Below are 23,811 nucleotides of genomic sequence, written 5' to 3'. Positions count from 1 at the left end.
CGATGCCCGCACGGGCGGCATGAACCCTCCTGCCACGGAGAGACCGTGGCCGCAGAGACCACAGGAGGTGGGTACCAGAACATGCGCAAGTACGAAATGGTCGTGATCCTCGACCCGTCCGTCGATGAGCGGACCGTCACCGGAACCTTCGAGAAGCTCGTCCAGGTCGTCCCGACCGAGGGCGGCACCATCGACAACGTCGACGTCTGGGGCAAGCGGAAGTTCGCCTACGAGATCGACAAGAAGTCCGAGGGCATCTACATCGTCCTGCAGTTCACCGCGAAGGCGTCCACCGCGCAGGAGCTGGACCGTCAGCTCGGGCTCAACGAGTCCGTCATGCGCACCAAGCTCATGCGTCTCGACGCCGAGTGATCTGCCGTCTCTGACCCCCGCACGATCCACCACACCCCCGGAGCAGAGGAGCACCCATGGCGAATGACACCGTCATCACGGTGATCGGCAACCTCACCGCGGACCCCGAGCTGCGCTTCACGCAGTCCGGCGTCGCGGTCGCGTCGTTCACCATCGCGTCCACCCCCCGCACCTTCGACCGCCAGTCGAACGAGTGGAAGGACGGCGAGGCGCTGTTCCTCCGTTGCTCCATCTGGCGCGACGCCGCGGAGAACGTGGCCGAGTCGCTCGAGAAGGGCTCCCGCGTGGTCGCACAGGGCCGCCTCAAGCAGCGCTCCTTCACCGACCGCGAGGGTAACAACCGCACCAGCATCGAGCTGGACGTCGACGAGATCGGCCCCTCCCTCCGCTACGCGACCGCGAAGGCCACCAAGGTCCAGCGCGGCGGCGGCGGTGGCGGCGGACGAGGCGGTTTCGGCGGCGGAGCCCCGCAGGGCGGCGGCCAGGGCGGCTTCGGCGGCCAGGGCGGATACGGCAACCAGGGCGGTCAGGGCGGCTACAACGCGCCGCAGAGCGCTCCCAACGCCGACCCGTGGGCCGGCGGAGGCAACCAGGGCGGGTACGACGACCCGCCCTTCTGATCGGCGCGCCGGATCCCGGCACCCCGCGCAGAGAACCCCTAAGAACAACCCCATCCCGGGTGCATGCCCGGGCTCCCCTCAGAAAGAAGGAGCACCACGATGGCCAAGCCTGTTCTTCGCAAGCCGAAGAAGAAGCAGAACCCGCTGAAGGCCGCCGGTCTCGAGACCGTCGACTACAAGGACGCCGCGCTGCTGCGCAAGTTCATCTCCGACCGTGGAAAGATCCGCGCCCGTCGGGTCACCGGCGTCTCCGTCCAGGAGCAGCGCAAGATCGCGAAGGCCGTGAAGAACGCCCGCGAGATCGCCCTGCTGCCGTACTCGACCTCCGGTCGCTGAGCGAGGAAGGGAAGCACATGACCAGCAAGCTCATCCTCACCAACGAGGTCACCGGCCTCGGCGCCGCCGGCGATGTCGTCGAGGTCAAGGACGGCTACGCCCGCAACTTCCTCCTGCCCCGCGGTCTCGCGACCCCGTGGACCAAGGGCGGTCAGCGTCAGCTCGACCAGATCCGTGCGGCCCGCGGCAAGCGCGCCATCGCGAACATCGAGGAGGCGCAGGCCCTGAAGGCGACGCTCGAGTCGAAGCCCGTCGTCATCGCCGAGCGCGCCGGCCAGAACGGTCGTCTGTTCGGTGCGGTCTCCTCCAAGGAGGTCGCCGAGGGCGTCAAGGCGATGTTCGACAAGGACATCGACCGTCGCACCGTCGAGTTCGCCACCCCGATCCGCTCGCTCGGCGAGCACAAGGCGACCGTGCGCCTGCACGACGAGATCTTCGCGAACCTCGTCATCCAGGTCGTCGCCGCCAAGGGTGCCGCCAAGGCCTGATCCGGCCTGATCGACCCCGCAGCGCCCCGCACCCTCACGGTGCGGGGCGCTGCTGCGTTCCCGAGACCTTCGTCGAAGGGTCCTCGGGCCGCCTGCCGGATAGGTTGTCGCCATGTTCGGACGCACGAGGCAGCAGCAGACCACGATCGAGAACCTTCAGGAGCAGAATGCACGGCTCGAGGTCCTCGTCGGCGTCCTCGCCGAGCGGGCCGGCGTCGGCGAGGCGGAGCTCGACCGGCTCCGCGAGGAGTCGGGCGCTCCGCGGGTGCCGGAGGAATGCCGCCGGCTCATCGCGGAGGGCAAGGTCATCGAGGCGATCAAGGTGTACCGCGAGCGCACCGGCGCGGGCCTCAAGGACGCCAAGGACGCGATCGACCGCAGCCGCGGCGTCGCCTGAGCGGACTGCGACCACAGTCGGCCCCGGGGCCGACCATCCCCGCCCCCGCGGACCCTCCGCGATGTGGCTCGTCGACCTCGCCGTGCTCCTGCTCTCGGCTGGCTACGGCCTCACCCTCGTCCCCGAGATCGGGGACCTCGGCCTGCTCGTCCTCGTCCCGGCCGGCGCGCTGCTGCGCGTCGGGTCGAACGCCACCGTGCGCGACGACCTCGACACCGAGCGCTGACAGGTCCCGGACCCGGCTGCATGCCGGGGCTACCCTCGACGGGTGACCACCCAGACCTCCTCCTCCGACGAGCGCGCCGACGGGCAGCTCGCCCGCTCGCTCGGCCACGGCCAGATGGCGATGATCGCCATGGGCTCCGCGCTCGGCACCGGCCTGTTCCTCGGCTCCGGCGAGGCGATCGGCATCGCCGGCCCCGCCGTGATCATCTCCTTCGCGCTCGGCGCCATGATCGCCGCGACGATCGCGCTGGCGATGGGCGAGATGGCCTCGCGCCACCCTGTGCGCGGCGGCTTCGGCACCCTCGCCGCCCGCTATCTCTCCCCGTTCTGGGGTTATCTCAGCCGCTGGCTGTACTGGATCGTCACCGTCTGCGTGACCGGCGCGGAGCTGGTGGCCTGTGCAGCCTATCTCGCCTACTGGGTGCCCGCGGTGCCGATCTGGGCCGGGATCCTGCTGTTCGCGGCGCTGATCATCGCGATCAACCTCTCCAGCGTCGGCTCCTTCGGCGTGATCGAGTTCTTCCTGTCCTCGATCAAGGTGATCGCGGTGTTCGTGTTCATCCTGATCGGCGCCGTCCTGGTGCTCTTCGGGATGCCCGGCCAGGAGGCGCCCGGCTTCGTCGAGCTCACGGCCGACGGGGGCTTCGCCCCGATGGGCTGGACCGCGGTATGGGTCGCGCTGTCGGTGGTGATGTTCTCCTTCGGGGGCATCGAGCTGCTCTCCATCACCGCCGCGGAGGCCAAGGATCCCGCTCGTTCGATCCGCACCGCCGCCCGCACCACGATCGTGCGCCTGGCCTTCTTCTACGTGCTGTGCATCGGGATCGTCGTGTGCCTGGTCCCCTGGCAGCAGGCCGCCGGGACCGGCGAGGACGTCGCCACCTCGCCCTTCGTGATGGTCTTCGACCGGATCGGCATCCCCGGCGCCGCCCACATCACGAACCTGCTCGTGCTGATCGCGGCGCTGTCGGCCGCGAACGCGAACCTCTACGCCGGCAGCCGGATCCTGCACTCCCTCGCCTCCGACCGGCTCGCGCCGCGCTTCGCCGCGCACGTCACGGCCCGGCGCGTCCCCGCCGTCGGCATCGCCCTGAGCTCGATCGGCCTGATCGGTGCCGCGCTGCTGGCCTTCAGCGGCGTGGGCGGGGTGTTCGGCTACATGATGAGCCTCGTGGTGTTCTCGGTGATCATGGTGTGGGCGCTGATCCTCGCGACCTACATCGCCTTCCGCCGACGCGGCGAGCGGGGCGGCACCTTCCGCATGCCGGGCGGCGTGGTCACCGCGGGCGTCGGCCTGGTGGGCCTCGCCGCCGTCTTCGCGACCGTGTTCGTGCGGCCCAGCATGCAGGTCGCCGCGATGGTCGGCATCCCCGCGGTGGTCGTCGCGACCGTCCTCTACGCGGTGGTGGGCCGTCGCCGCATCGATCCGGCCGACATCGACGCCGCCTTCGAGGAGGCCGAGTCGATGCGCTGAGCCTCGAGCGCCGAACCGGCCCGGAGTGGCGTTCGTTACTGTGCTGGGTGACGGCTTGGGCTCAGGGTTCGGCGGGGGTAACCTGAGGGAACCTTCGGCCTCGGCGCCACGAGACCCGGTGCCGGAGATACGCGCAAGTGGCGGAATTGGTAGACGCGCACGGTTCAGGTCCGTGTGCTGGCAACAGCGTGGGGGTTCAAGTCCCCCCTTGCGCACCGCGAGAGATCCCCTCTGACCAGCAGGTCAGAGGGGATTCTTCGTCTCAGGGCGACGGGCGGAGCGCCCGGTCCCGCAGGACCGGGCCGGCCCGCTCTCAGTGCCCCGGCGTCGCCAGCAGCAGCTCGACGTTGCGGTCCTTCCCCTCGCCCTCCTGGGCCCGCTCGGCGTGGAGGTCGTTGAAGGACAGCTCCCGGTACAGGCTCGCCAGGCCCTCGCCCTGGTACGGGGCCTTCGCCTCGATCAGGGTGCTGAGCAGCGAGAGCGTCCCGTCGCGGTTGTCGACCACCTCGAGCACCCGCGCCTGCTGCGGGAAGTCGACGTGCGAGGCGGTGGTGATCTTCCAGTAGCGGCGCTCGGCGACGTCGTCGCCGTGCAGCGCGATCGTGTTGGTGTGCGTGTGGCCGTTGACCCAGGCGAGCACGTTCGGGAAGCGTCCCAGCAGGTTCTCCACGTCCCAGCCGGCATGGCGCAGTTCCCCGTTGCCCGGCTCGAGCAGCAGGTTGTTCATCGTGTCCGGGGTGTGGTGGCTGAAGACCACGAAGTACGTGTCCTCGGACTGCGTGCGCTGGAGGCGCCCGATCCCGTCGTAGTAGCGGCTGGAGCCCTCCTCGAGGGTCTCCTCGAGCCAGCGGTACTGGGCGTGGCCCAGGGAGCCCTGCGTGAAGCCGGCGCGGTTGGTGGAGTCCAGCGCGATGCCGACCACGCCCGGCGCGATCTCGAAGGTGTAGTAGCCGGTCGACTCCACCGCGTTCTCCTCGGTGAAGCCGTGCCCGGGGGTGCCGACGCGCGGGGTCTGGCCCAGATGGGCGCGGATGTACTCCTCGGGGGTGAAGGGCTCGCGGCGCTCGTCGGGCGTGACCTCGTACCGGCGCTCGGGGTCGAGGGAGCTGGAGAGCGCCTGACGCTGCGCCTCGCCGGTGCCGCCGGCCTCCGCGGTGCGCACCTGCGCCTCGAGCCGCCGGTTCGCGGTCTCCGAGGCGAAGCCGGTGAACTTCCACGAGCCGGTGTACATCTCCCGCAGGACGTCCCAGTCCGTGGGGAGGGTTCCGCTGATCGAGTCGTCGTGGTTGCCGAAGACGCTGAACCAGGGGATGTCCAGGCCGGGGCTCGTGTGGGTGGTCATGGCGCCCGCGAGCAGGTCGGGCAGCTGCGGGAAACCGGCCTCGGCGTAGCGGTCCTCGACCTCGCCGCCTGGATGCCAGTAGTGGGTCGAGCCGCCCGTCTGCACGCCCTCCCAGGTCCCGTCGTCCCCGGTGTTCGCGGTGATCTCCCCGCCGTTCATGAGGGCGAGGAACCAGTTGAGCTCCACGTGCTCGTGGTTGTCGGTGTTGTCGCCGGTGGTGACCACGCAGTCGAGGTCGCGCCCGGTGTGGGGGCCGCGGCGCAGCTCGTTGACCCGCTCGATGAGGGAGACGGCGCCCTGGGTGGTCAGCGACTCCTGCGGGCGGAACGCCGAGCCGGTGATGTCGTGGAGGAACTCGAAGCGCATCGGGGACTGGGCGTCGAGCACGTGCAGGTCGGTGAACTGGACGAAGGCCGCCAGCGGCACGCGGGTGTCGGCGCGGGAGGCCTGCGGGGCGCGGTCCAGCGCGTCCTCGCGCACCTCGAAGGCGTAGCCGGGGCCGGCGGTGAGACGACGGTAGGAGTCGTTCTCCCCGGCCTCGGGCACCGCGACGGCCTCGAGGGTGGTGCCGGTGGGGTCCAGCCCCGCGTCCTCTGCGAAGGCGCGCTGGGCGGGGAGGGCCGAGGCGGCGGTGCCGCCGAGAGCGAGGCCCGCCCCGACCAGGAGGGTGCGTCGGCCGAGGGGAGGGAGGGCGAGCGAGGAGTCGTGTCGGCGGGCGGGGGTCCGGGGTGCGTGGAGCATGCGCTCCACCCCAGCACCGGGAAGTGGCCAGCGGGTGACGACAGGCTGAGCACTTGCCGTCGATCGCCGCAGCGGAGTGCGTCCCCGGCCCCGCTCAGCGCACGGCGGTGCGGCGCAGGCGGACGTTGACGAACTCGCCCATGCCCCAGCGGCCGAGCTCGCGGCCGTAGCCGGAGCGCTTCACCCCGCCGAAGGGCAGCCCGGGCAGCGTCGTCCCGTGCTCGTTGACGTACGCCATCCCCACGTCCAGGCGGTCGGCGACCTCCTGCGCCCGGGCCAGGTCCTCGCTCCAGACGGAGCCGCTCAGCCCGAACGACACGTCGTTCGCCAGCTCCACGGCGTGATCGACGGACTCCGCACCGTAGATGACCGCCACCGGGCCGAAGATCTCCTCGGAGTAGGCGTCCATGTCGGGGGTGACGCCGGTCAGCACGGCGGGTCGCATGAACGCGCCCTCCCGGTCCAGCGCGTCGCCTCCCGTGTGCAGAGTCGCTCCCTGCTCGACGGCGCGGGCGACCTGCTCGACGACGCCGTCGCGCGCGCCGAGCGAGGAGAGCGGACCGACGTCGACGCCCTCGTCCAGCGGGTCCCCGAGCGTCGCGCCCTCGAACTCCTCGACGATCGCCGCGACGAACTCGTCGAGCCGTGCGCTCGGGACGATCATGCGCTTGGGGGAGTTGCAGGCCTGGCCCGCGTTCGACAGCCGCGCGGTGGCCGCCGCGCGGGCGACCCGTGCGATATCGGCGTCCTCGAGCACGATCAGCGGGTCCGAGCCGCCCAGCTCCAGCACGGACTTCTTGAGGTGCTCAGCCGCGGTCCGGGCGACGGCGGCTCCTGCTCGCTCGCTGCCGGTGAGGGACACGCCGCGCACGCGCGGATCGGCGATCATCTCGGCGATCTGGTCGTGATCGGCGAAGACATTGACGTAGGCGTCGTCGGGGACCCCGGCGTCGTGCAGGATCCCGGCCATCACCTCGGCGGAGCCGGCGCAGATCTCCGCGTGCTTGAGGATGATCGTGTTGCCTGTCATCAGGTTGGGGGCGACGAAGCGGGCCACCTGGTAGTACGGGAAGTTCCAGGGCATTACGCCGACCAGCGGGCCGATCGGCTCGGTCTGCACGAGCGACTCCTGCGCTCCCTGCGGGTCCAGCAGCTCGTCCTGGAGCAGCTCGGGGCCGTGCGTCGCGTACCACCGGTAGATCGATCCGGCCAGCTCGGCCTCGCCGATCCCCTGCGCCAGGGGCTTGCCCATCTCGGTGGCGATCAGTCGTCCCAGCTCCTCCGAGCGGGAGTCGTAGGCGTCAGCGACGCGCTCGAGGATCTCGGCACGTCGCTCCGGGGGCGTCCCCCGCCAGTCCGGGAAGGCGGCGTGCGTCCGTCGGAGCACGTCCTCCACGCCCGCGGATTCCAGAGCAGGGAACTGCTTGTCGGTGCGTCCCGTGGTCGGGTTGGTCGTGGTGTATCCAGCCATGCCCCCACCCTCAGGCCCCACCCCGTGGTGTGTACAGTCCGAGGACCGATCGGTCGTCGATCTGTCAGAGGATGAACTCCAGCGGGTCGAACTCGTCGATGTCGATGATCCGCACGCGCGGCAGACGGCTGGTGAAGGCGTGCACGTCGTACTCGAGGTCGTGGAACTCGATCCCGGGGATGTCCTGCAGGTCGGTGGCCATGAACTCGCGGAAGCCGACCAGCGCCGTGCGCCGGTCCGGGGTCGCCGCGAGGTCCGTCATCTGCGGGACGAAGTCCTTGTCGTGGCTGACCAGCATGACGTCCGCCGGGCGGTCCTGCAGCGCCTCGGCGGTGCGCTGGATCGCGATGTCCACGACCTTGCCCTCGCCGCGCAGCGGGATCGCCTTGTACCCCAGTGCGATCAGGGCCTGCACGAACCCGGAGGGGAGGCTGTCGCCGACGGCGAGGAAGAACAGGCCCCGCACCGGCTGGTGCCAGGCGTGCTCGGCGTGCTGGAGCAGCTTGTTCCAGCGGGGGCGCTCGTCGGACTGGGGTCGTCGGCCGAGCACCGAGACGCCGAGGGTGGCGTCGATGTTCTCACCGTCCACCAGGAGATACGTGGTGCGTGCGGTCATGGGGATGACCCTACTCGGTGCCGGGCGCGCGGTCGCCGGCGCGGGTGGTGCGTGCGGGCGCCCGCCGCGCGCGCCGATGAGCTCCGCACGACGTCGCCGTCGCCGCGAGAATCAATTCCGAGGGCTCCTCCCCAGTCGCGCTTTTCCACATTCTTGAGGGTGCTCTTGACAATTCACGACGAGCGGGGATGGCGACGATTTCGGTGTTCTCGAGGATGGCCCTGTCCCGCGCACGTCCTCTCCGGTGCCGTCACCGTTCGGGACCCGTTCACGTCGGGCACGTGTTCCCGTCCCCGCAGCACCCCTGCTCGCGCCCACGCTCCAGCCTCGGAGCACCCTGCTCCCATCCCTGTCCCTGCCTCCGCTCCCACTTCCGCGGCGCCCTGCTCCCGCCGTCGAGTGACCGTCGCATGACGCGCCGGCCGCGACCTCTCCTCCCCGCACGTGAGTTATCCACAAATTCATCCCCATTGCGCCTGAGTCCTTCTGAAATGTCCGTTTCGACGGTATTGTATGAGGCGTTGGGAGTCTTGAACGAGATTCTCTGTCTCGGCAGCGGACGGCACCGAGGCCGTCCCGTCCACGGAGCGGGGAAGGAGGGCGTGATGGGTGAGTTCGACGAGGGTCCGGAGGCCCCGTTCGAGTCCGAGTCCGACGCCGGCACGGGAACCGGCGCCGGCAGCGCTGCAGATGCGGCGACCGCCGACGAAGCCTCCCAGGGCAGTATCGCCACAGCCGAGACACCCGCCGTGACCGACGACGCGACGGAGCCCACCGCCCCGCGCTGGAGAGTGCGAGCCCGTCGGCCGTTGGATCAGGAGCAGTTGCTCGCCGAGGTGGAGCCCGGCACGATCGAGGCGTCGCGGGTGCTCGTCCTGCACCGCACGATGCAGACCAGGGCCCGCCTCTACGCCCACCAGCTGCGACAGCTGGCGGTGTTCTTCCGCGAGGATCCCGAGACCGGCGCCATCCCCGAGAACGCGGACATGACCGGCGTGAAGGTCGCCGTGGGCCTGCGCACCTCCGCCGCCCGCGCCTGGTCGATGGTGCTCGACGCACGCACCTCCGTGGACCTCATGCCGGCGACCTTCGCGCACCTCGCGCGCGGCGACATGCCCGAGGACTTCCACCGCTACCTGCTGCGCCAGGTGCGCCGCCTTGACGATGCGCAGAAGGAGTCGGTGGACCGTCACCTCGCCGGGGTGGAGATCCCCGCGGTCTCGAAGGCCACCTTCGAGACACAGGTCCGCCTCGCCGTGCGCCTAGCGACCGCGGGCACCGTGCCCGAGCCGCCGCGGGCATCCCGCTCCGTCGAGCTGCTCGACGTCGACACAAAGGCCGGCACCGCCTCGCTCTACGTCACCGGACCGATCCCCGAGATCCAGGGCCTCGCGCATCGGCTCGACGTCGCCGCGCGCACCGTCCAGAAGGCGCAGCGCGCCGCCCTGCGCGACGGCGAGGAGGGGCCGCTGCCCTTCGACATCGACGGCGACCTCGCCGAGCGGGGCCGCGCCCTCTCCCTCGCGACCCTTCGTTACGCGATCCTCACCCACTCAGTGCTGGACATCGACCCGGTCCAGGAGACCCGCAGCCCCTACAAGATCCTCGTCACCGTGCCGGTCACGACGCTCATGGGACTGGAGAACACCCCCGCGATGCTCGACGGGCTCACGCCGATCCCGGTCGAGCTCGCCCGGGACCTCGCAGCCGGTGCGCCGACCTGGCTGAGGATCCTCACCGACCCGATCACCGGCGCCCCCTGTGACGCGGTCGCCGAGTCCTATGCGCCGACCGCACAGATGAGGCTCCAGCTGCGGATGCGCCACCCCGTCTGCGCCGTGCCCGGATGCGGGAGGCCCACCCGGCTCGCCGCAGAGGACGACCACATCCTCGAGTACGACCACGACCATCCCGACGAGGGCGGGCAGACCTCGCTCGCGAACCTGCACCGGCTCTGCTGGCGCCACCACCAGCTCAAGACCGCCGGGCTCCTCGACCCCACCCGCATTCCCGACTCCAGCCGCGAGCTCGGCGGCTCACCCGGACCGGTCGCCACCGACTGGGAGATCGACGGCGGGATCCGTGCCCGCACCGTCGAACACACCGACCTCGTCACCCCGGTCACCGCCGAGGCACTCGAAGCCGCCTGGCGGATCCACCAGCGACTCCACGCCGACGCAGAGCGGCTCGCCGCCGCCGAGCGGGCCAGGCCACGACGAGAAAGGGTCGACGAGCAGCGTCGCGAGGCGATGGCCATCGCCCACCCCCACCTGCGCAGCCGGCTCCGGCCGCCGGACCCCGACGCGATCGCCGCGATCGGCGACCCGCCGTTCTAGCTCACCGGCCCTCGCCGGCGACCTGCACCGTCATCCGCGCCATCTCGCCGTTCACCGTGACCGTCACCGTCGCGGCGCCGCGGCGCAGTCCCGTCATCTCCCCGGTGCGCGGGTCCACCCGGACGACAGCACGGCGGTCCACCTGCTCGTCGCCCGCGGCGCCGGTCGCGACCTGCACCCCGGTGCCGCCCCACTGGGCGGTGACCGGCCAGGCGACCGGCACCTCCCGGCCCTCGACCGCGAGGGAGTCGACCCGCGGGCGGGTCTCCGCCGCGAGCCGGGCGACCCGATCCTGCGTGGTGGAATTCCGGCCGACCACGCCCGAGGCGGGGAGGAGGACGGCGAAGGCCGCGAGGAGCGCGAGCCAGCGGGTCTGTGCGAGGACGGGGGTGCGGGGCGCGGAGGGCATCGAGGATCCTGCTCGCTGGAGGGGAGGGCCTCGAGCACCGTATGTGACCTGGGAGACACCTGGGTGGTGTCGGGGTGAACGTCGGGTGACCTGACATGGGTGTGAGGGCTGGTCGCCCTCACACCGATGTCAGGCGTCGTGCCAGGTCAGACGGCCTGGACCTTGCCGGTCACGCCGTGCGGGTCGATGACGTACTTCTTGGCGACGCCGGAGTCGAACTCGGCGTAGCCCTTCGGGGCGTCGTCCAGCGAGATCGCGGTGGCGTTGACGGCGTCGGCGATCTGGACACGGTCGTGGAGGATCGCCTCCATGAGCTGGCGGTGGTAGCGCATCACCGGGCACTGGCCGGTGGTGAAGCTCAGCGCCTTCGCCCAGCCGAGCCCGAGTCGCATCGAGAGCGAGCCGACCTTCGCGTTCTCGTCGACGCCGCCCGGATCACCCGTGACGTACAGGCCCGGGATGCCGAGCGCGCCGCCGGCACGGGTGATGTCCATGAGGGTGTTCAGCACCGTCGCCGGAGCCTCGGCCGCGTCCTTGCCGTGCCCGCGGGCCTCGAAGCCCACGGCGTCCACGCCCGCGTCGACCTCCTCGCGGCCGAGGATCCGGGCGATGCCCTCGCGCGGGTCCTCCTTCGAGACGTCGATCGTCTCGCAGCCGAACGTCGCGGCGTTCGCGAGGCGGTCCGCGTTCATGTCGGCCATGATCACGACCGACGCGCCGAGCAGCTGCGCGCCCACGGCGGCGGCGGTGCCGACGGGGCCTGCGCCCGCGATGTACACCGACTTGCCCGGGCCGACGCCCGCGGAGACCGCGCCGTGGAAGCCGGTGGGGAAGATGTCCGAGAGCATGGTCAGATCCAGGATCTTCTCCATGGCCTGGTCCTTGTCCGGGAACTTCAGCAGGTTCCAGTCGGCATAGGGGACCACGACGTACTCGGCCTGTCCGCCCACCCAGCCGCCCATGTCGACATAGCCGTAGGCGCTGCCGGGACGGTCCGGGTTCACGTTCAGACAGATCTCGGTGCGGCCCGTCTTGCACATCTCGCAGCGGCCGCAGGAGATGTTGAAGGGGACCGAGACGAGGTCCCCCTCCTTGATGAACTCCACGCCCGGCCCGGTCTCGACGACCTCGCCGGTGATCTCGTGGCCGAGCACGAGGCCCTCGGGGGCGGTGGTGCGGCCGCGGACCATGTGCTGGTCCGAGCCGCAGATGTTGGTGGTGACGACCTTCAGGATCGCCGCATGGGGGAGCTTGCGGCCGACGTTCGCGGGGTTCACCCCGGGACCGTCCTTCAGCTCGAAGGTCGGGTAGTCGATGTCGACGACGTCGACCTTCCCCGGGCCCTGGTAGGCGATCGCGCGGTTGCTGGACATGGAGGCCTCCTTGCCTTCACGCGGCCCGCCCTCGCGGGCCGAGTCCTCGAAGCCTCCGGGACGACTCGGAGGAGTGTCAATGGTCGCGGCGTAGCCTGGTGGGGAAGAGGTGAGCCGTGCCCGAGATCCATCAGACCTATGCCGCCGAGCTGCCCGAGCTCTCGACGCCGTGGCGGGCCGACGTCCCGCCGCGTCCGGAGCTCGTCTGGCTCGACGAGGAGCTCGCCCGCGAGTTGGGGCTGGATCCCGAGTGGCTGCGGGGCGAGGACGGGATGGCGCTGCTGACCGGGCAGATCGAGGGCACCGTCGCGCAGGCCTACGCCGGTCACCAGTTCGGCACCGCGAACCCGCAGCTCGGCGACGGGCGGGCGGTGCTGCTGGGGGAGATCGTCGACGCCCGGGGCAGGATCCGGGACCTGCATCTGAAGGGGGCGGGCAGGACGCCCTTCGCGCGGGGCGGGGACGGGAAGGCGCCGCTCGGCCCGATGCTGCGCGAGGCCGTGATCGGCCGCTGGCTGCACGCCTGCGGCGTCCCCACCACGCGCGCCCTCGCCGTGCTCACCACCGGGGAGAGGATCGCGCCGCGCCAGGGCGTCACGGACGAGCCCGGGGCGCTGCTGGTGCGGGTCGCCGCGAGCCACCTGCGGGTGGGGACCGTCGAGTACGCCTCCTGGCACCTGGGGCCCGAGGTGACGGGGCGGCTCGTCGACCACGCGATCGCCCGGCACCACCCGTCGGCCGACGGGCCGCTGGGGCTGCTGCAGGCCGTATCCGAGGCGCAGGCGGAGCTGGTGGCGCAGTGGATGCTGCTCGGCTTCGTGCACGGGGTGATGAACACCGACAACATGGCGCTGTCCGGCGAGGGCATCGACTACGGGCCCTGCGCCGTGCTGGACGTGCACCGCCGCGCCGCCGTGTTCAGCTCGATCGACCGCGGCGGCCGCTACGCCTACGGCAACCAGCCCGGCATCGCGCTGTGGAACCTCTCCCGCTTCGCCGAGGCGCTGCTGCCGGTGATCGATGAGGAGCCGAATGCTGCGGTGGCCAGGGCGGCGGCGGTGCTCGAGAGGTTCGAGAGCAGGTATCTCGACGCGTACGCCGACGGGCTCGCGGCGAAGCTCGGCGTCCGCGGGGAGCGGGGCGAGGTGCGGGAGCTCGGGGAGGCGCTGTTCACCCTGCTCGAGGAGCAGCGGGTGGACCACACGGGGTTCTTCCAGGAGCTCGGCGGGGGCACGGCGGCGGGGCTGTTCGCGGAGCCAGCACCGTTCGAGGAGTGGTCGCGGCGCTGGGAAGCGCTGCGGGGCGACGGGGAATCGGCCGACGAGGCCCGTGCGGCGGTGTGCCGCGCGAACCCCCTGTACGTCCCCCGCAACGTCCACCTCGAGGCGGCGCTGCGAGCCGCGCACCTGGGGGACACGGCACCGGTGCTGAGGATGCTCGACGCCGTGGGCTCGCCCTTCGAGCGGCGAGAGGGGCTCGAGGATCTCGAGGGGCCGGGCGACGGGGGCGATGCCTTCATGACCCTCTGCGGCACCTGAGGGGCACCCCCGAACGGTCGGTCGAGCGCGGGGCTCCGACTGTCCGGCGGTGCTAGCGTCGACGGTGTTCCCGATGGAAGGAGAGCCCCATGGCTGCCCTGGACGATCGACGCATCCTCGTGATGACCACCAACTTCGGCACCGAATCCGACGAGCTGACGAAGCCGATCGCCGCGCTGCGGGAGGCGGGAGCGACCGTGACGGTCGCGGCGACGGAGCCCGGCGTCGTGAAGACGCTCGCCGGTGATCGGGACCCCGGCCCCGAGGTCCCGGTGGATACCACCTACGACCAGGTGAAGGCCTCCGACTTCGACGCCCTCGTGCTCCCCGGCGGCACCCTCAACGGCGACCAGCTGCGCGCCGACGAGACCGTCCAGCAGGTCACGCGTGCCTTCGCCGCGGACGCCAAGCCCGTCGCCGCGATCTGCCACGCGCCCTGGCTGCTCGTGGACGCCGGCCTCGCCGACGGCCGGGACCTCACCTCGGTGCCGACGATCCGCACCGACCTCGTCAACGCCGGCGCCCACTGGAGCGACCAGGAGGTCGTGGTCGACGACGCCGGCGGCTACCGCCTGATCACCTCGCGCACCCCTGATGATCTCGACGCCTTCAACGCCGCGATCATCGACGCGCTCACCGCCTAGGAGGAAGTCCATGACCGAGAGCTTCGATCCGATCGCCGCCGAGCCCGACGAGACGAGCATCGACGACGCCCTGGAGACGGACCGGGTCGTCGCCGAGGGGCGCGACTCCCGCAACGCTGATGGGTACGGCTTCGACGAGGACGTCGCGCGCGGAGCCGACGAGTCCGCCGCCGCCGAGCAGGGCAACCGCGACGAGGACCGCATGGAGGCCGACGTCGACGACGAGCAGCTCGACCAGCTCGCCCGCGAGGACGGGGGACTGGATGAGATCCTCCCCGAGCAGGAACCGCCCCTGCCCTGACCTGCGGCGACGCCGTCCCCGTTTAATCCGTTGCTCTCGGGTGACGACGGGCCTACGGTGTGAGCACACAGGGAAGGAGGTGATCCGAGAAGTGATTTCTTATCGGACATGTGAGGTGGCTCGCCGCTGAGGCGACCGTTCATCCGGACGCGCAGCGAATACCACCGAGCTGCCGGGACCCCCAGGGGTCGGACCTCGTCCTTCCGACCAGCGCACCGCGCGACCTGGGGGTTCTTCCCTGCCCCGACGCCTGCGGGTCGATAGCCTCGTGCCATGACGACCTCGCCCCAGTACGGCCCCGTGGAGCTGATCTCCCCGCACCTCGACCCCAGCGCCGTGGTGCGCGGCGGCGCGCAGGACGCCCCGATCGTGCTGCTGATGCACGGGCTCGGCAGCGACGAGCGCGACCTCGCGGGCCTCGTACCCTTCCTCCCGCCCGCCTTCGAGTACGTCTCCGTGCGCGGGATCTTCCGGTACGTGCAGGGCTATGCCTGGTTCGACATGCCCGTGGCCCCGGATCGGCCCGAGGCGATCGAGACCTCCGCCGCGGCCGTCGAGGAGTGGATCGCCGCGCAGGACCGCCCCGTCGTCGGCGCGATCGGGTTCTCCCAGGGCGGCGCCGTCGCCCTGCAGCTGCTGCGCCGCGATCCGCATGCGCTCCGGTTCGTCGTGAACCTCTCCGGCTTCCCGTTCCCCGCCGCGATGCAGGGCGATGCCGCGCTCGCCGAGGTGCGTCCGCCCGCGCTGTGGGGCCACGGTGGGATGGACCCCCTCTACGACCCCGAGCGGGAGCAGGCGGTCCGCGAGTTCATGAGCGCGCACACTGCGCTCGAGGAGGAGCGCCGCCCGCAGCTCGGGCACGCGGTCGACGAGATCGAGCTGAGGGCCGTCGCCGCCTTCCTGCAGCGTCGGGCCGCCGACGCGGACGGGCGCTGAGCGCTCCCCCGCATTCCCTCCCGCCGTCCAGGGGGCGGGCTGTAGCATTCCTGCATTCCCCGCCGAGAGACGGCGGGGTTCCCCAGGAGCACCAGGAGATCATGAGCGCCGCCAGCGACGCCCCCAGTGACAGTCCCAGGCCTTCGGGCCTGCACTCATTCACTTCCCACGGGGGGATCCGTCCATGGATCTGATCGGCCCCCTCGTCTCGCTGGCGATCGGGCTCCTGCTCGTGCTGGCCTGCGGCGCCTTCGTCGCCGCGGAGTTCTCCCTGATCACGGTCAACCGCAATGACGTGGAGGCCGCCGCCGAGAGCGGCGACAAGCGCGCCGGCGGTGTCCTGCGGGGCATGAAGACCCTCTCCACGCAGCTCTCCGGAGCGCAGCTGGGGATCACGGTCACCAACCTCGGCATCGGCTTCCTCGCCGAGCCCGCGATCGCGGCCCTCGTCGGCCCCCCGCTCGTGGACGCCGGGCTCAGCGAGGTCGCGGCCCGCTCCGCGTCCGTCGCGCTCGCTCTGGTCCTCGCCACCGGCATGACCATGATCTTCGGCGAGCTGGTCCCCAAGAACATGGCGATCGCGCAGCCCCTGCGCACCGCGAAGCTGGTCGTCGGCTTCCAGCGCCTGTTCAGCACGATCTTCGGCCTCCCGATCCGCCTGTTCAACGGCAACGCGAACGCGGTCGTGCGTGCGCTCGGCGTCGAGCCGCAGGAGGAGCTGAGCTCCGCCCGCAGCGCCGACGAGCTGTCCGTCCTGGTCAAGCGCTCGGCCGACGAGGGCGCCCTCGCCGAGGAGACCGCCTCGCTGGTGCAGCGCACCCTCGCCTTCGGCGACCGGCGCGCGCACGACGCGATGGTGCCCCGCGGCCGGGTCGACTCCCTGGAGGTCGACCAGACCGTCGCCGACCTGCTGGAGCTCGCCCGCGAGACCGGGCACTCCCGCTTCCCCGTGCAGGACGACGAGAACGAGATCGCGGGCGTCGCGCACATCCGCCACGGCCTCGCCGTCCCCTTCGACGAGCGGCCCACCACGAGGGTCGACGCCGTGATGGGGCCGGCGACGTTCGTGCCCGACACGGTGCCGCTGGACGACCTGATGGACACCCTCCGCGCCGGTGGCCTGCAGATGGCCGTCGTCGTCGACGAGTTCGGCGACCACGCCGGCCTCATCACCCTCGAGGATCTCGTCGAGGAGATCGTCGGCGAGGTCCGCGACGAGCACGACGAGGAGACGGACGACACCCCCGAGCCCGACGGCTCCTGGGATCTCGATGCGCGCATGCGCCCCGACGAGGCGACCGAGCGGCTCGGCGTCACCGTGCCCGAGCACGAGGACTACGACACCCTCGGCGGCCTGGTCACGATGGAGCTCGGCCGTCTGGCCGAGGTCGGCGACGAGATCGTCGTGGACACCGACCCGGCGCCCGGCGAGGAGCCGGCGCGCCTGCGGATCGTCGTCGTCGAGATCGACGGGATGCGGATCGAGACCGTGCACGTGATCGTCGAGGCGGCGCCCGACGAGACGGATGTGCGGGCCGAGGACGAGGAGGTGGCCCGATGAGCGACTACGTCGGCCTGCTGGCCACCCTGGTCCTCCTGCTCCTGAACGCCTTCTTCGTCGGCGCGGAGTTCGCGCTGATCTCCGCGAGGCGCTCCGTCATCGAGCCGAAGGCGCTCGAGGGGAACTGGGCCGCGAAGGTCACGATCTCCGCGATGGAGCAGGTCTCCCTCATGATGGCGGGCGCCCAGATGGGCATCACCGTCTGCTCCCTCGCGCTCGGCGCGATCAGCGAGCCCGCGATCGCGCACCTGCTCGAGGGTCCCTTCGAGGCGATCGGCGTGCCGGGTGCGCTCACCCACCCGATCAGCTTCGTGATCGCGCTGTCCCTGGTCACCTACCTCCACGTCGTCTTCGGCGAGATGGTGCCCAAGAACATCGCGCTCGCCGGCCCCGAGCGGATGGCGCTGATCCTGGCGCCGGTGCTGATGGGCATCGTCACCGTGCTGCGGCCGCTGCTGTGGCTGCTGAACTCCATCGGCAACCTCGTGCTGCGGATGATGGGCATCGAGCCGAAGGACGAGGTCACCAGCGCCTTCACCCGCAACGAGGTCGCGGCGATGGTGAGCGAGTCCCGCGAGGGCGGGCTGCTCGAGGACAACGACGAGGCGCTGCTGCTGGGTGCCCTGCGCTTCGAGGCCCGCTCGGTCGCGAACCTGGTCATCCCGCTCGAGAAGGTCTCGACCCTGCCCGAGGGCGCCACCGCCGCACAGGCGGAGGCCGCGGCCGTCGAGGGCTACTCCCGCTTCCCCGTGAAGGCGGCCGACGGGCGCCTGACCGGCTACGTCCACATCAAGGACCTGCTCGACGCCGTCCAGGCCACGCGCGACGAGCCGATCCCCGCGGAGCGGATCCGGGCGCTGCCCCGGATCGGCGGCGACCAGCCGCTGCGCGACGCGCTCGCCGAGATGCAGGGCTCCGGCGCGCACCTCGGCGCCGCGACCGGTCCCGGCGGCGAGGTGATCGGCGTGGTCACCCTCGAGGACATGCTCGAGGAGCTCGTGGGCCAGATCCGGGACGACTCGCGCGCGTACGCCTGAGGACGGGCCCGACAATGGGGTCATGACGACCTCTGGCATCGGCCCTGACGAGAACCTGTGGACGGCCGCGGTGCGGCGCAACCCTGAGCATGCGGCCGGCTACGCCGCACGCTGGAAGCGCCTCGCCGCGGCCGGACAGGACCTGGACGGCGAGGCGCGGCTGATCGACGCCATGGCGCGGCGCGGCTCGCGGATCCTCGATGCCGGGTGCGGCACGGGGCGGGTCGGCGGGCGACTGGCGCGAGCCGGGCATGAGGTCGTCGGCGTCGACCTCGATCCGCACCTGATCGAGGTGGCGCGCGCCGAGCAGCCGGACGGGCGCTGGGAGGTGGGGAACCTCGCGGAGCTCGACCTGGTCGATGGCGACGGTGAGCGCGAGCTGTTCGACCTCGCGGTGTGTGCGGGCAACGTGCTGACCTTCCTCGCGGGGGCGGAGCGCCGGCCGGCGCTCACGGCGCTGGCCGCGCATCTCGCGCCGGAGGGTCGCCTGGTGGTCGGGTTCGGGCTCGACCGCGGCTACGCGATCGAGGACTTCACGGCCGACGCCGCCGCGGCCGGGCTCGAGCTCGCCCAGCGCTTCTCCACCTGGGACCTCCGCCCCGCCGCGGACGACTTCCTGGTGGGGGTGCTCCAGCATGGGTGAGCCCGCACCGATCGCGGAGTCGCGCTGGCGGGTGCTGCCCGTCGGCCTCGGACCGGCGCTGCAGCGCCAGGCCCTCCGGGCCTCCGTCCACGTGATGGTGGGCCTCGGGGTGCTCTTCGGGACCGTGGTCGTCGCCGGGATCGTCTCCGAGGAGCTGCTGTCCGACTCGGAGGCGGGGTCGACGATCGACCTGGCGGGCCGCGCCTCCCTCGCGGGGATGCTGATCCTGCTGGTGCTCGCGTTCCTCGCGCTCGGCGTGATCGGCGCGCTCGAGGGACCCCTCATGGCCCGGGCCCTCGCCCGTCGGCTCGACGAGGGCGTCCCCGCCGCCGACGTGCCGGCCCCCGGCCAGTGGGCGGAGGCGACGGAGCCCAGCGCACGCGCGTACAGGATCATCGCGATCGTGCTGCTGTGCGTGCTCGGGCTGTGCTTCCTCATCGCGCTCTTCGCCCTGCTCGAGACGGGGCTCGACGCCGTGGGCCTGGCGATCATCGCCGCGGGCCTGCTGGTGCTGGGCCTGATCGGCGCCGGCATCCCGCTGTTCGAGAAGGTGCTGGGCGCCCGCCAGGAGCGCACGGCGCAGCGGCTGCGCGCCCACTGGACCGAACCGCACCGCATCATCGCCGCCGGCCGCGCGCTCACCGCCGAGGACGTGGCCGCGGCGCGCGGCGTCGACGGGCCCGAGGTGCTCCCCGGCGCCGGGGCGCGGCGTCTGGGTGGGGCGGCGCTCGGCGTGCTCGGCGCGAGCGCCGCCGTCGGCCTTCTCGCCCTCCAGCTGATGTTCGCCCTCGCCTATCCCGACCGCGAGCGCTGGTCCGGCGGGCGGGCGGGGGAGCGGGCCGAGCTCGACCCCCGCGGCGAGCAGCTGGTGGACCTGGTCGTGGCGGGCGTGGGGGTGTGCGGGGCGCTCGTGCTGCTGTGCCTGCTCCTCGCCCTGGCCTGCGAGGTGCTGGCCCGCCGCGCCGAGATGCGGGCGGTGCGCACCGCCCTCGCCGACCCTGCGGCGCCCCCGCCCGCCATCGCGCTCCTGCGGAGCCTGTTCGCCGCCGGTGCGCCCCGCCTGCTGCTCGCGATGCACTCCCTCGCAGGAGCCCTCGCCGCGATCGGCCTCGGGCTGTGGGTGGTGCCGATCGGGGAGGACGGCCCCTCCTGGGAGATCTTTTCCTCCGTCGGTCCGACGCTGCGCGACCTCGACTCGCAGGCGCCGCTCGTCCTCGTCGGCGCCCTCGCGGTGCTCGTCGCCGGGATCCTGCTCGCGGCGGTGCTGGACGTCCGCGAGCAGCGCCTGCGGGACGAGCTGGTGCGGCGCTGGCCGATGCGCGCGGACCCGTCACCGGCTGCGGAGGCCTGACCACCTCCGGACGTGCACGATCGCGCTCGAGTGCGCGCTCACCTCGGCGATCTCGCGCAGACGACGGGTGAGCCGCGCCACCTTCGTGGTCGCGAGCACGCGGCGACGGCGCTCGCGGCTACGGTGAGGCCAGCACACCGACGTGTCCCCGGCCCCGGCCGGGCCCACCGCAAGGGGCGCCGAATGAACGCATCGCTTCCGATCCCCCCGCCGCTGCCCGCCGCGGCGCGGACCGCCTCCGCGAGCCCCCGCCCGCGCCCCGCCGCGGAGCGTCCCGCGGCCGATGCGGTCCCCGTCTTCTTCATCTCCGACTCCACCGGCATCAGCGCCGAGACCATGGGCAACGCGCTGCTGCTGCAGTTCCCGTCGGTCCCCTTCGAACGTCGGCTGATCCCCTTCCTCCGCACCGTCGAGGAGGCGCGGGAGGTGCGCGAGGACCTCGACGCGGCGATGGACGGCGCGATCGCGCCGCTGGTGTTCCTCACCGTCGTCGACGAGTCGGTGCGCGAGGAGCTGCTGCGCACCCGCGCACCCGTGATCGACTTCGTCAGCGGCCATCTCGCCCAGCTCGAGGCGCAGCTCGGCGTCACCGGCGACCACGCCCCCGCCCGGCTCCACGGGGTCGGCGACTCCCGCCGCTACAACCGCCGCATGCAGGCGGTCGAGTTCGCGATCGAGCACGACGACGGGCAGTCCGTGCGCGCCATCGAGAAAGCGGATGTCGTCCTCATCGCGCCGTCCCGCTGCGGGAAGACCCCCACCTCGATGTACCTCGCGCTGATGCACGGGATCTTCGTGGCGAACTACCCGCTGGTGGACGAGGACCTCGCCGGCGAGGTGCTGCCCGGCTCGATCTCCGCCGTCGCGGACCGCTGCTTCGGCCTGCTGACCTCGCCGGAGCGGCTCACCGCCGTGCGCTCCGAGCGCCGCGCCTCCTCCCGCTACGCCTCCCTCGAGCAGACCCGCTGGGAGCTGTCGAGGGCCCGCCGCGTGTACGACACGCACGGCATCGACTTCGTCGACTCCTCCAGCAAGTCGGTCGAGGAGATGTCCACCCTGATCCTCCAGTCCCTGGCTCGCCGCGGCACCACCGCCCGGTGAGCGTCCCCACCCCGAAGGAGCAGCAATGACGCAGAGCATCCGTTGGTTCTCCGAGCTCGGCATGGCCGATCTCGAGCAGGTCGGAGGCAAGAACGCCTCCCTGGGCGAGATGGTCTCGAACCTCTCCGCCCTCGGGGTCGCGGTGCCCGACGGCTTCGCGACCACCGCCGACGCCTATCGCGAGTTCCTCGGCGCGACGGGCCTTGCCGAGCGGATCGACCAGCGGCTGCAGGGCCTGGACACCGACGACACGATCGCGCTCGCCGAGGCGGGCCGCGAGATCCGGGCGCTGGTCATCGAGCAGCCCTTCCCCTCCGCCCTCGAGGAGGGGATCCGCGAGGCCTACGAGAAGCTCGCCGCCGGCAGCGGCGAGGAGGCGTCCTTCGCGGTGCGCTCGTCGGCGACTGCCGAGGACCTGCCGGACGCGTCCTTCGCCGGGCAGCAGGAGACCTTCCTGAACGTGCGCGGCATCGACGACGTGCTGCTCGCGATCCGGGAGGTGTTCGCCTCGCTCTACAACGACCGGGCGATCGCCTACCGCGTCCACCACGACTTCGAGCACGCCGCGGTCGCGCTCAGCGCCGGCGTGCAGAAGATGGTCCGCTCCGACATCGGCTCCTCCGGCGTCATGTTCACCGTCGACACCGAGTCCGGCTTCGACCAGGCCGTGTTCATCACCTCCGCCTTCGGGCTCGGCGAGGGCGTGGTCCAGGGCGCGGTCAACCCCGACGAGTTCTACGTCCACAAGCCCGGGCTGCGCGAGGGCCGGCCCGCGATCCTCAAGCGGCAGGTGGGCGAGAAGGCCACCAAGATGATCTACACGACCGACACGGCCGTCGGCCGCACCACCGCCTTCGTCGACGTCGACCCCGCCGAGCGGGTCCGGCTGTCGCTGACCGACGAGCAGGTCACCGAGCTCGCGACCCAGGCGCTGGTCATCGAGGAGCACTACGGGCGGCCGATGGACATCGAGTGGGGACTCGACGGGGCCGACGGGAGGCTCTACATCCTCCAGGCCCGCCCCGAGACCGTGCAGTCCCGCGCCGGGAACACCGTGGAGAAGTACCTGCTGGCCTCCCGAGGCCCCGTCCGGGTGGAGGGCCGTGCGATCGGCGCCCGGATCGGCGCCGGCCCCGTCCGGGTGCTCGACACGATCGACCGCATGCACGAGTTCCAGCCCGGCGAGGTGCTCGTCGCCGACATGACCGACCCCGACTGGGAGCCGATCATGAAGCGCGCGAGCGCCATCGTCACCGACCGCGGCGGGCGCACCTGCCACGCCGCGATCATCGCCCGCGAGCTGGGGATCCCGGCCGTGGTCGGCACCGGCACCGCCTCCCGCGACCTGGCCGACGGGGACGAGGTCACCGTCTCCGCAGCCGAGGGCGACACCGGCTACGTGTACGAGGGGATCCTCGACTACTCGGTCTCCTCCTCCGAGGTCGACTCGATGCCGGCGCTGCCCACGAAGATCATGATGAACGTCGGCAACCCCGAGCAGGCGTTCTCCTTCTCCCGTCTGCCGAACGCGGGCGTGGGTCTCGCGCGGCTGGAGTTCATCGTGAACCGCCAGATCGGCATCCACCCCCGCGCCCTGCTCGAGCTGGACCGGCTGGAGAAGGACGAGCCGGAGATCGCCGCGCAGGTGACGGAGCGGATCAGCGCCTACGAGGGGCCGCGCGAGTTCTTCGTCCAGCGCGTCGCCGAGGGCGTGGCGACCATCGCCGCGGCCTTCCACCCCGAGCCCGTGATCGTGCGGATGAGCGACTTCAAGTCCAACGAGTACGCGAACCTCCTGGCCGGCACGCTGTTCGAGCCGGAGGAGGAGAACCCGATGATCGGCTACCGCGGTGCCTCGCGGTACCTCTCGGAGGGCTTCGCCGACTGCTTCGCGATGGAGTGCGAGGCGCTGCGGTACGTGCGCGAAGACATGGGGCTGACCAACGTGAAGCTCATGATCCCCTTCGTGCGCACCCCCGCCGAGGGCAAGGGTGTGATCGACCTGCTCGCGAGCCACGGGCTGGTGCGCGGGGAGAACGGGCTCGAGGTGATCATGATGTGCGAGATCCCCTCGAACGCCGCGGTGCCGGAGCTGTTCCTCGAGCACTTCGACGGCTTCTCGATCGGCTCGAACGACATGACCCAGCTGACGCTGGGCCTCGACCGCGACTCGGCGCTGGTCGCGGACGCCTTCGACGAGCGGGACCCGGCGGTGAAGTTCATGCTGGGCCGCGCGATCGAGGCGTGCCGTGCGGCGGGGAAGTACGTCGGCATCTGCGGGCAGGGCCCGTCGGACCACCCGGACCTCGCCGAATGGCTGCTCGAGCAGGGCATCGCCTCGATGTCGCTGAACCCGGACACGGTGGTGGACACGTGGCTGCGGCTCGCGAAGATGGGCGCCGGGGAGGCGGGCGGGGTGGGCTGAGAGTCCGCCCGGAGAACGTCGGCAGCCGGGGCCGCGCCGTCCCCGCGGGGACGGCGCGGCCCCGGCGGGTCAGC

23 protein-coding genes and 1 tRNA gene are annotated in these 23,811 nt (G+C 71.8%); 19 read left to right on the top strand and 5 right to left on the bottom strand.

What is annotated here, in order from left to right; translation table 11 throughout:
* Positions 1–81: 81 nt before the first annotated feature.
* The 8 genes from rpsF (at position 82) to L3K22_RS07045 (ending at position 4,127) form a co-directional block, all read left to right on the top strand.
* Positions 82–372, top strand: coding sequence for a 30S ribosomal protein S6 (gene rpsF, locus L3K22_RS07080; RefSeq protein WP_259882529.1), 291 nt, complete (start codon positions 82–84; stop codon positions 370–372).
* 56 nt (positions 373–428) lie between these two features.
* Positions 429–992, top strand: a complete 564-nt coding sequence (locus L3K22_RS07075; protein ID WP_263310745.1) for a single-stranded DNA-binding protein — start codon at positions 429–431, stop codon at positions 990–992.
* 99 nt (positions 993–1,091) lie between these two features.
* A complete protein-coding gene (gene rpsR, locus L3K22_RS07070; RefSeq protein WP_010533203.1) occupies positions 1,092–1,328 on the top strand; it encodes a 30S ribosomal protein S18 in 237 nt (78 codons plus the stop codon).
* A 17-nt stretch (positions 1,329–1,345) separates the two neighbouring features.
* Positions 1,346–1,816 (top strand): 50S ribosomal protein L9, encoded by a 471-nt coding sequence (rplI, locus tag L3K22_RS07065; protein WP_263310744.1) that lies wholly within the window; start codon positions 1,346–1,348, stop codon positions 1,814–1,816.
* Between the two features lie 112 nt (positions 1,817–1,928).
* Positions 1,929–2,213 carry a ribosomal L7/L12 family protein gene (locus L3K22_RS07060; RefSeq protein WP_263310743.1) on the top strand — a complete coding sequence of 95 codons (285 nt, stop codon included), beginning with the start codon at positions 1,929–1,931 and terminating at the stop codon, positions 2,211–2,213.
* Between the two features lie 61 nt (positions 2,214–2,274).
* Positions 2,275–2,439, top strand: a complete 165-nt coding sequence (locus tag L3K22_RS07055) for a hypothetical protein (RefSeq protein WP_263310742.1) — start codon at positions 2,275–2,277, stop codon at positions 2,437–2,439.
* A gap of 42 nt (positions 2,440–2,481) precedes the next feature.
* Positions 2,482–3,912, top strand: a complete 1,431-nt coding sequence (locus L3K22_RS07050) for an amino acid permease (protein ID WP_263310741.1) — start codon at positions 2,482–2,484, stop codon at positions 3,910–3,912.
* A 131-nt stretch (positions 3,913–4,043) separates the two neighbouring features.
* A tRNA-Leu gene (locus L3K22_RS07045) sits at positions 4,044–4,127 on the top strand.
* 98 nt (positions 4,128–4,225) lie between these two features.
* Here L3K22_RS07045 and L3K22_RS07040 read toward each other — a convergent pair.
* The 3 genes from L3K22_RS07040 to L3K22_RS07030 all read right to left on the bottom strand — a co-directional run bounded on the left by L3K22_RS07040 (position 4,226) and on the right by L3K22_RS07030 (position 8,082).
* Positions 4,226–5,995, bottom strand: coding sequence for a TIGR03767 family metallophosphoesterase (locus L3K22_RS07040; RefSeq protein ID WP_263310740.1), 1,770 nt, complete (start codon positions 5,993–5,995; stop codon positions 4,226–4,228).
* Between the two features lie 94 nt (positions 5,996–6,089).
* Positions 6,090–7,466, bottom strand: coding sequence for an NAD-dependent succinate-semialdehyde dehydrogenase (locus L3K22_RS07035; protein ID WP_263310739.1), 1,377 nt, complete (start codon positions 7,464–7,466; stop codon positions 6,090–6,092).
* 64 nt (positions 7,467–7,530) lie between these two features.
* Positions 7,531–8,082 carry an NYN domain-containing protein gene (locus L3K22_RS07030; protein ID WP_010552056.1) on the bottom strand — a complete coding sequence of 184 codons (552 nt, stop codon included), beginning with the start codon at positions 8,080–8,082 and terminating at the stop codon, positions 7,531–7,533.
* 605 nt (positions 8,083–8,687) lie between these two features.
* On the opposite strand from L3K22_RS07030, the gene L3K22_RS07025 reads away from it, so the two are divergent.
* On the top strand, positions 8,688–10,418 hold the full coding sequence (locus L3K22_RS07025; RefSeq protein WP_263310738.1) for an HNH endonuclease signature motif containing protein: 1,731 nt from the start codon (positions 8,688–8,690) through the stop codon (positions 10,416–10,418).
* A gap of 1 nt (position 10,419) precedes the next feature.
* Here L3K22_RS07025 and L3K22_RS07020 read toward each other — a convergent pair whose 3' ends face one another.
* Entirely contained in the window at positions 10,420–10,827 is a 408-nt protein-coding gene (locus L3K22_RS07020; RefSeq protein WP_263310737.1) for a hypothetical protein, read from the bottom strand.
* 146 nt (positions 10,828–10,973) lie between these two features.
* Positions 10,974–12,200, bottom strand: coding sequence for a formaldehyde dehydrogenase, glutathione-independent (fdhA, locus tag L3K22_RS07015; RefSeq protein ID WP_259814038.1), 1,227 nt, complete (start codon positions 12,198–12,200; stop codon positions 10,974–10,976).
* A 116-nt stretch (positions 12,201–12,316) separates the two neighbouring features.
* Between fdhA and L3K22_RS07010 the strand changes: the two genes are divergently transcribed.
* From L3K22_RS07010 to ppsA, 10 genes are all read left to right on the top strand, one after another.
* Entirely contained in the window at positions 12,317–13,738 is a 1,422-nt protein-coding gene (locus tag L3K22_RS07010) for a protein adenylyltransferase SelO (RefSeq protein WP_263310736.1), read from the top strand.
* Positions 13,739–13,827: 89 nt separating this feature from the next.
* Positions 13,828–14,382 (top strand): type 1 glutamine amidotransferase domain-containing protein, encoded by a 555-nt coding sequence (locus tag L3K22_RS07005; protein WP_263310735.1) that lies wholly within the window; start codon positions 13,828–13,830, stop codon positions 14,380–14,382.
* Between the two features lie 10 nt (positions 14,383–14,392).
* A complete protein-coding gene (locus L3K22_RS07000; protein WP_259882046.1) occupies positions 14,393–14,683 on the top strand; it encodes a hypothetical protein in 291 nt (96 codons plus the stop codon).
* 273 nt (positions 14,684–14,956) lie between these two features.
* Positions 14,957–15,619, top strand: a complete 663-nt coding sequence (locus tag L3K22_RS06995; RefSeq protein ID WP_263310734.1) for an alpha/beta hydrolase — start codon at positions 14,957–14,959, stop codon at positions 15,617–15,619.
* Between the two features lie 184 nt (positions 15,620–15,803).
* Complete coding sequence (locus L3K22_RS06990) at positions 15,804–17,180, top strand: hemolysin family protein (protein ID WP_191461109.1); 1,377 nt, start codon at positions 15,804–15,806, stop codon at positions 17,178–17,180.
* Complete coding sequence (locus L3K22_RS06985; protein WP_259882050.1) at positions 17,177–18,217, top strand: hemolysin family protein; 1,041 nt, start codon at positions 17,177–17,179, stop codon at positions 18,215–18,217. Before L3K22_RS06990 ends, L3K22_RS06985 begins: the two co-directional genes overlap by 4 nt.
* A gap of 22 nt (positions 18,218–18,239) precedes the next feature.
* Entirely contained in the window at positions 18,240–18,860 is a 621-nt protein-coding gene (locus L3K22_RS06980; RefSeq protein WP_263310733.1) for a class I SAM-dependent methyltransferase, read from the top strand.
* A complete protein-coding gene (locus tag L3K22_RS06975; RefSeq protein ID WP_263310732.1) occupies positions 18,853–20,211 on the top strand; it encodes a hypothetical protein in 1,359 nt (452 codons plus the stop codon). The genes L3K22_RS06980 and L3K22_RS06975 overlap by 8 nt, the downstream gene beginning before the upstream one ends.
* A 183-nt stretch (positions 20,212–20,394) precedes the next feature.
* Complete coding sequence (locus tag L3K22_RS06970; RefSeq protein ID WP_263310731.1) at positions 20,395–21,312, top strand: pyruvate, water dikinase regulatory protein; 918 nt, start codon at positions 20,395–20,397, stop codon at positions 21,310–21,312.
* Positions 21,313–21,337: 25 nt separating this feature from the next.
* Positions 21,338–23,737 (top strand): phosphoenolpyruvate synthase, encoded by a 2,400-nt coding sequence (ppsA, locus tag L3K22_RS06965; protein WP_263310730.1) that lies wholly within the window; start codon positions 21,338–21,340, stop codon positions 23,735–23,737.
* Positions 23,738–23,811: the final 74 nt, after the last annotated feature.

Origin of the sequence: Brachybacterium atlanticum (assembly GCF_025669985.1) — a bacterium.
GTDB classification, from domain to species: Bacteria; Actinomycetota; Actinomycetes; order Actinomycetales; family Dermabacteraceae; genus Brachybacterium; species Brachybacterium conglomeratum.
This window is presented reverse-complemented; position numbering and strand designations above follow the sequence as displayed.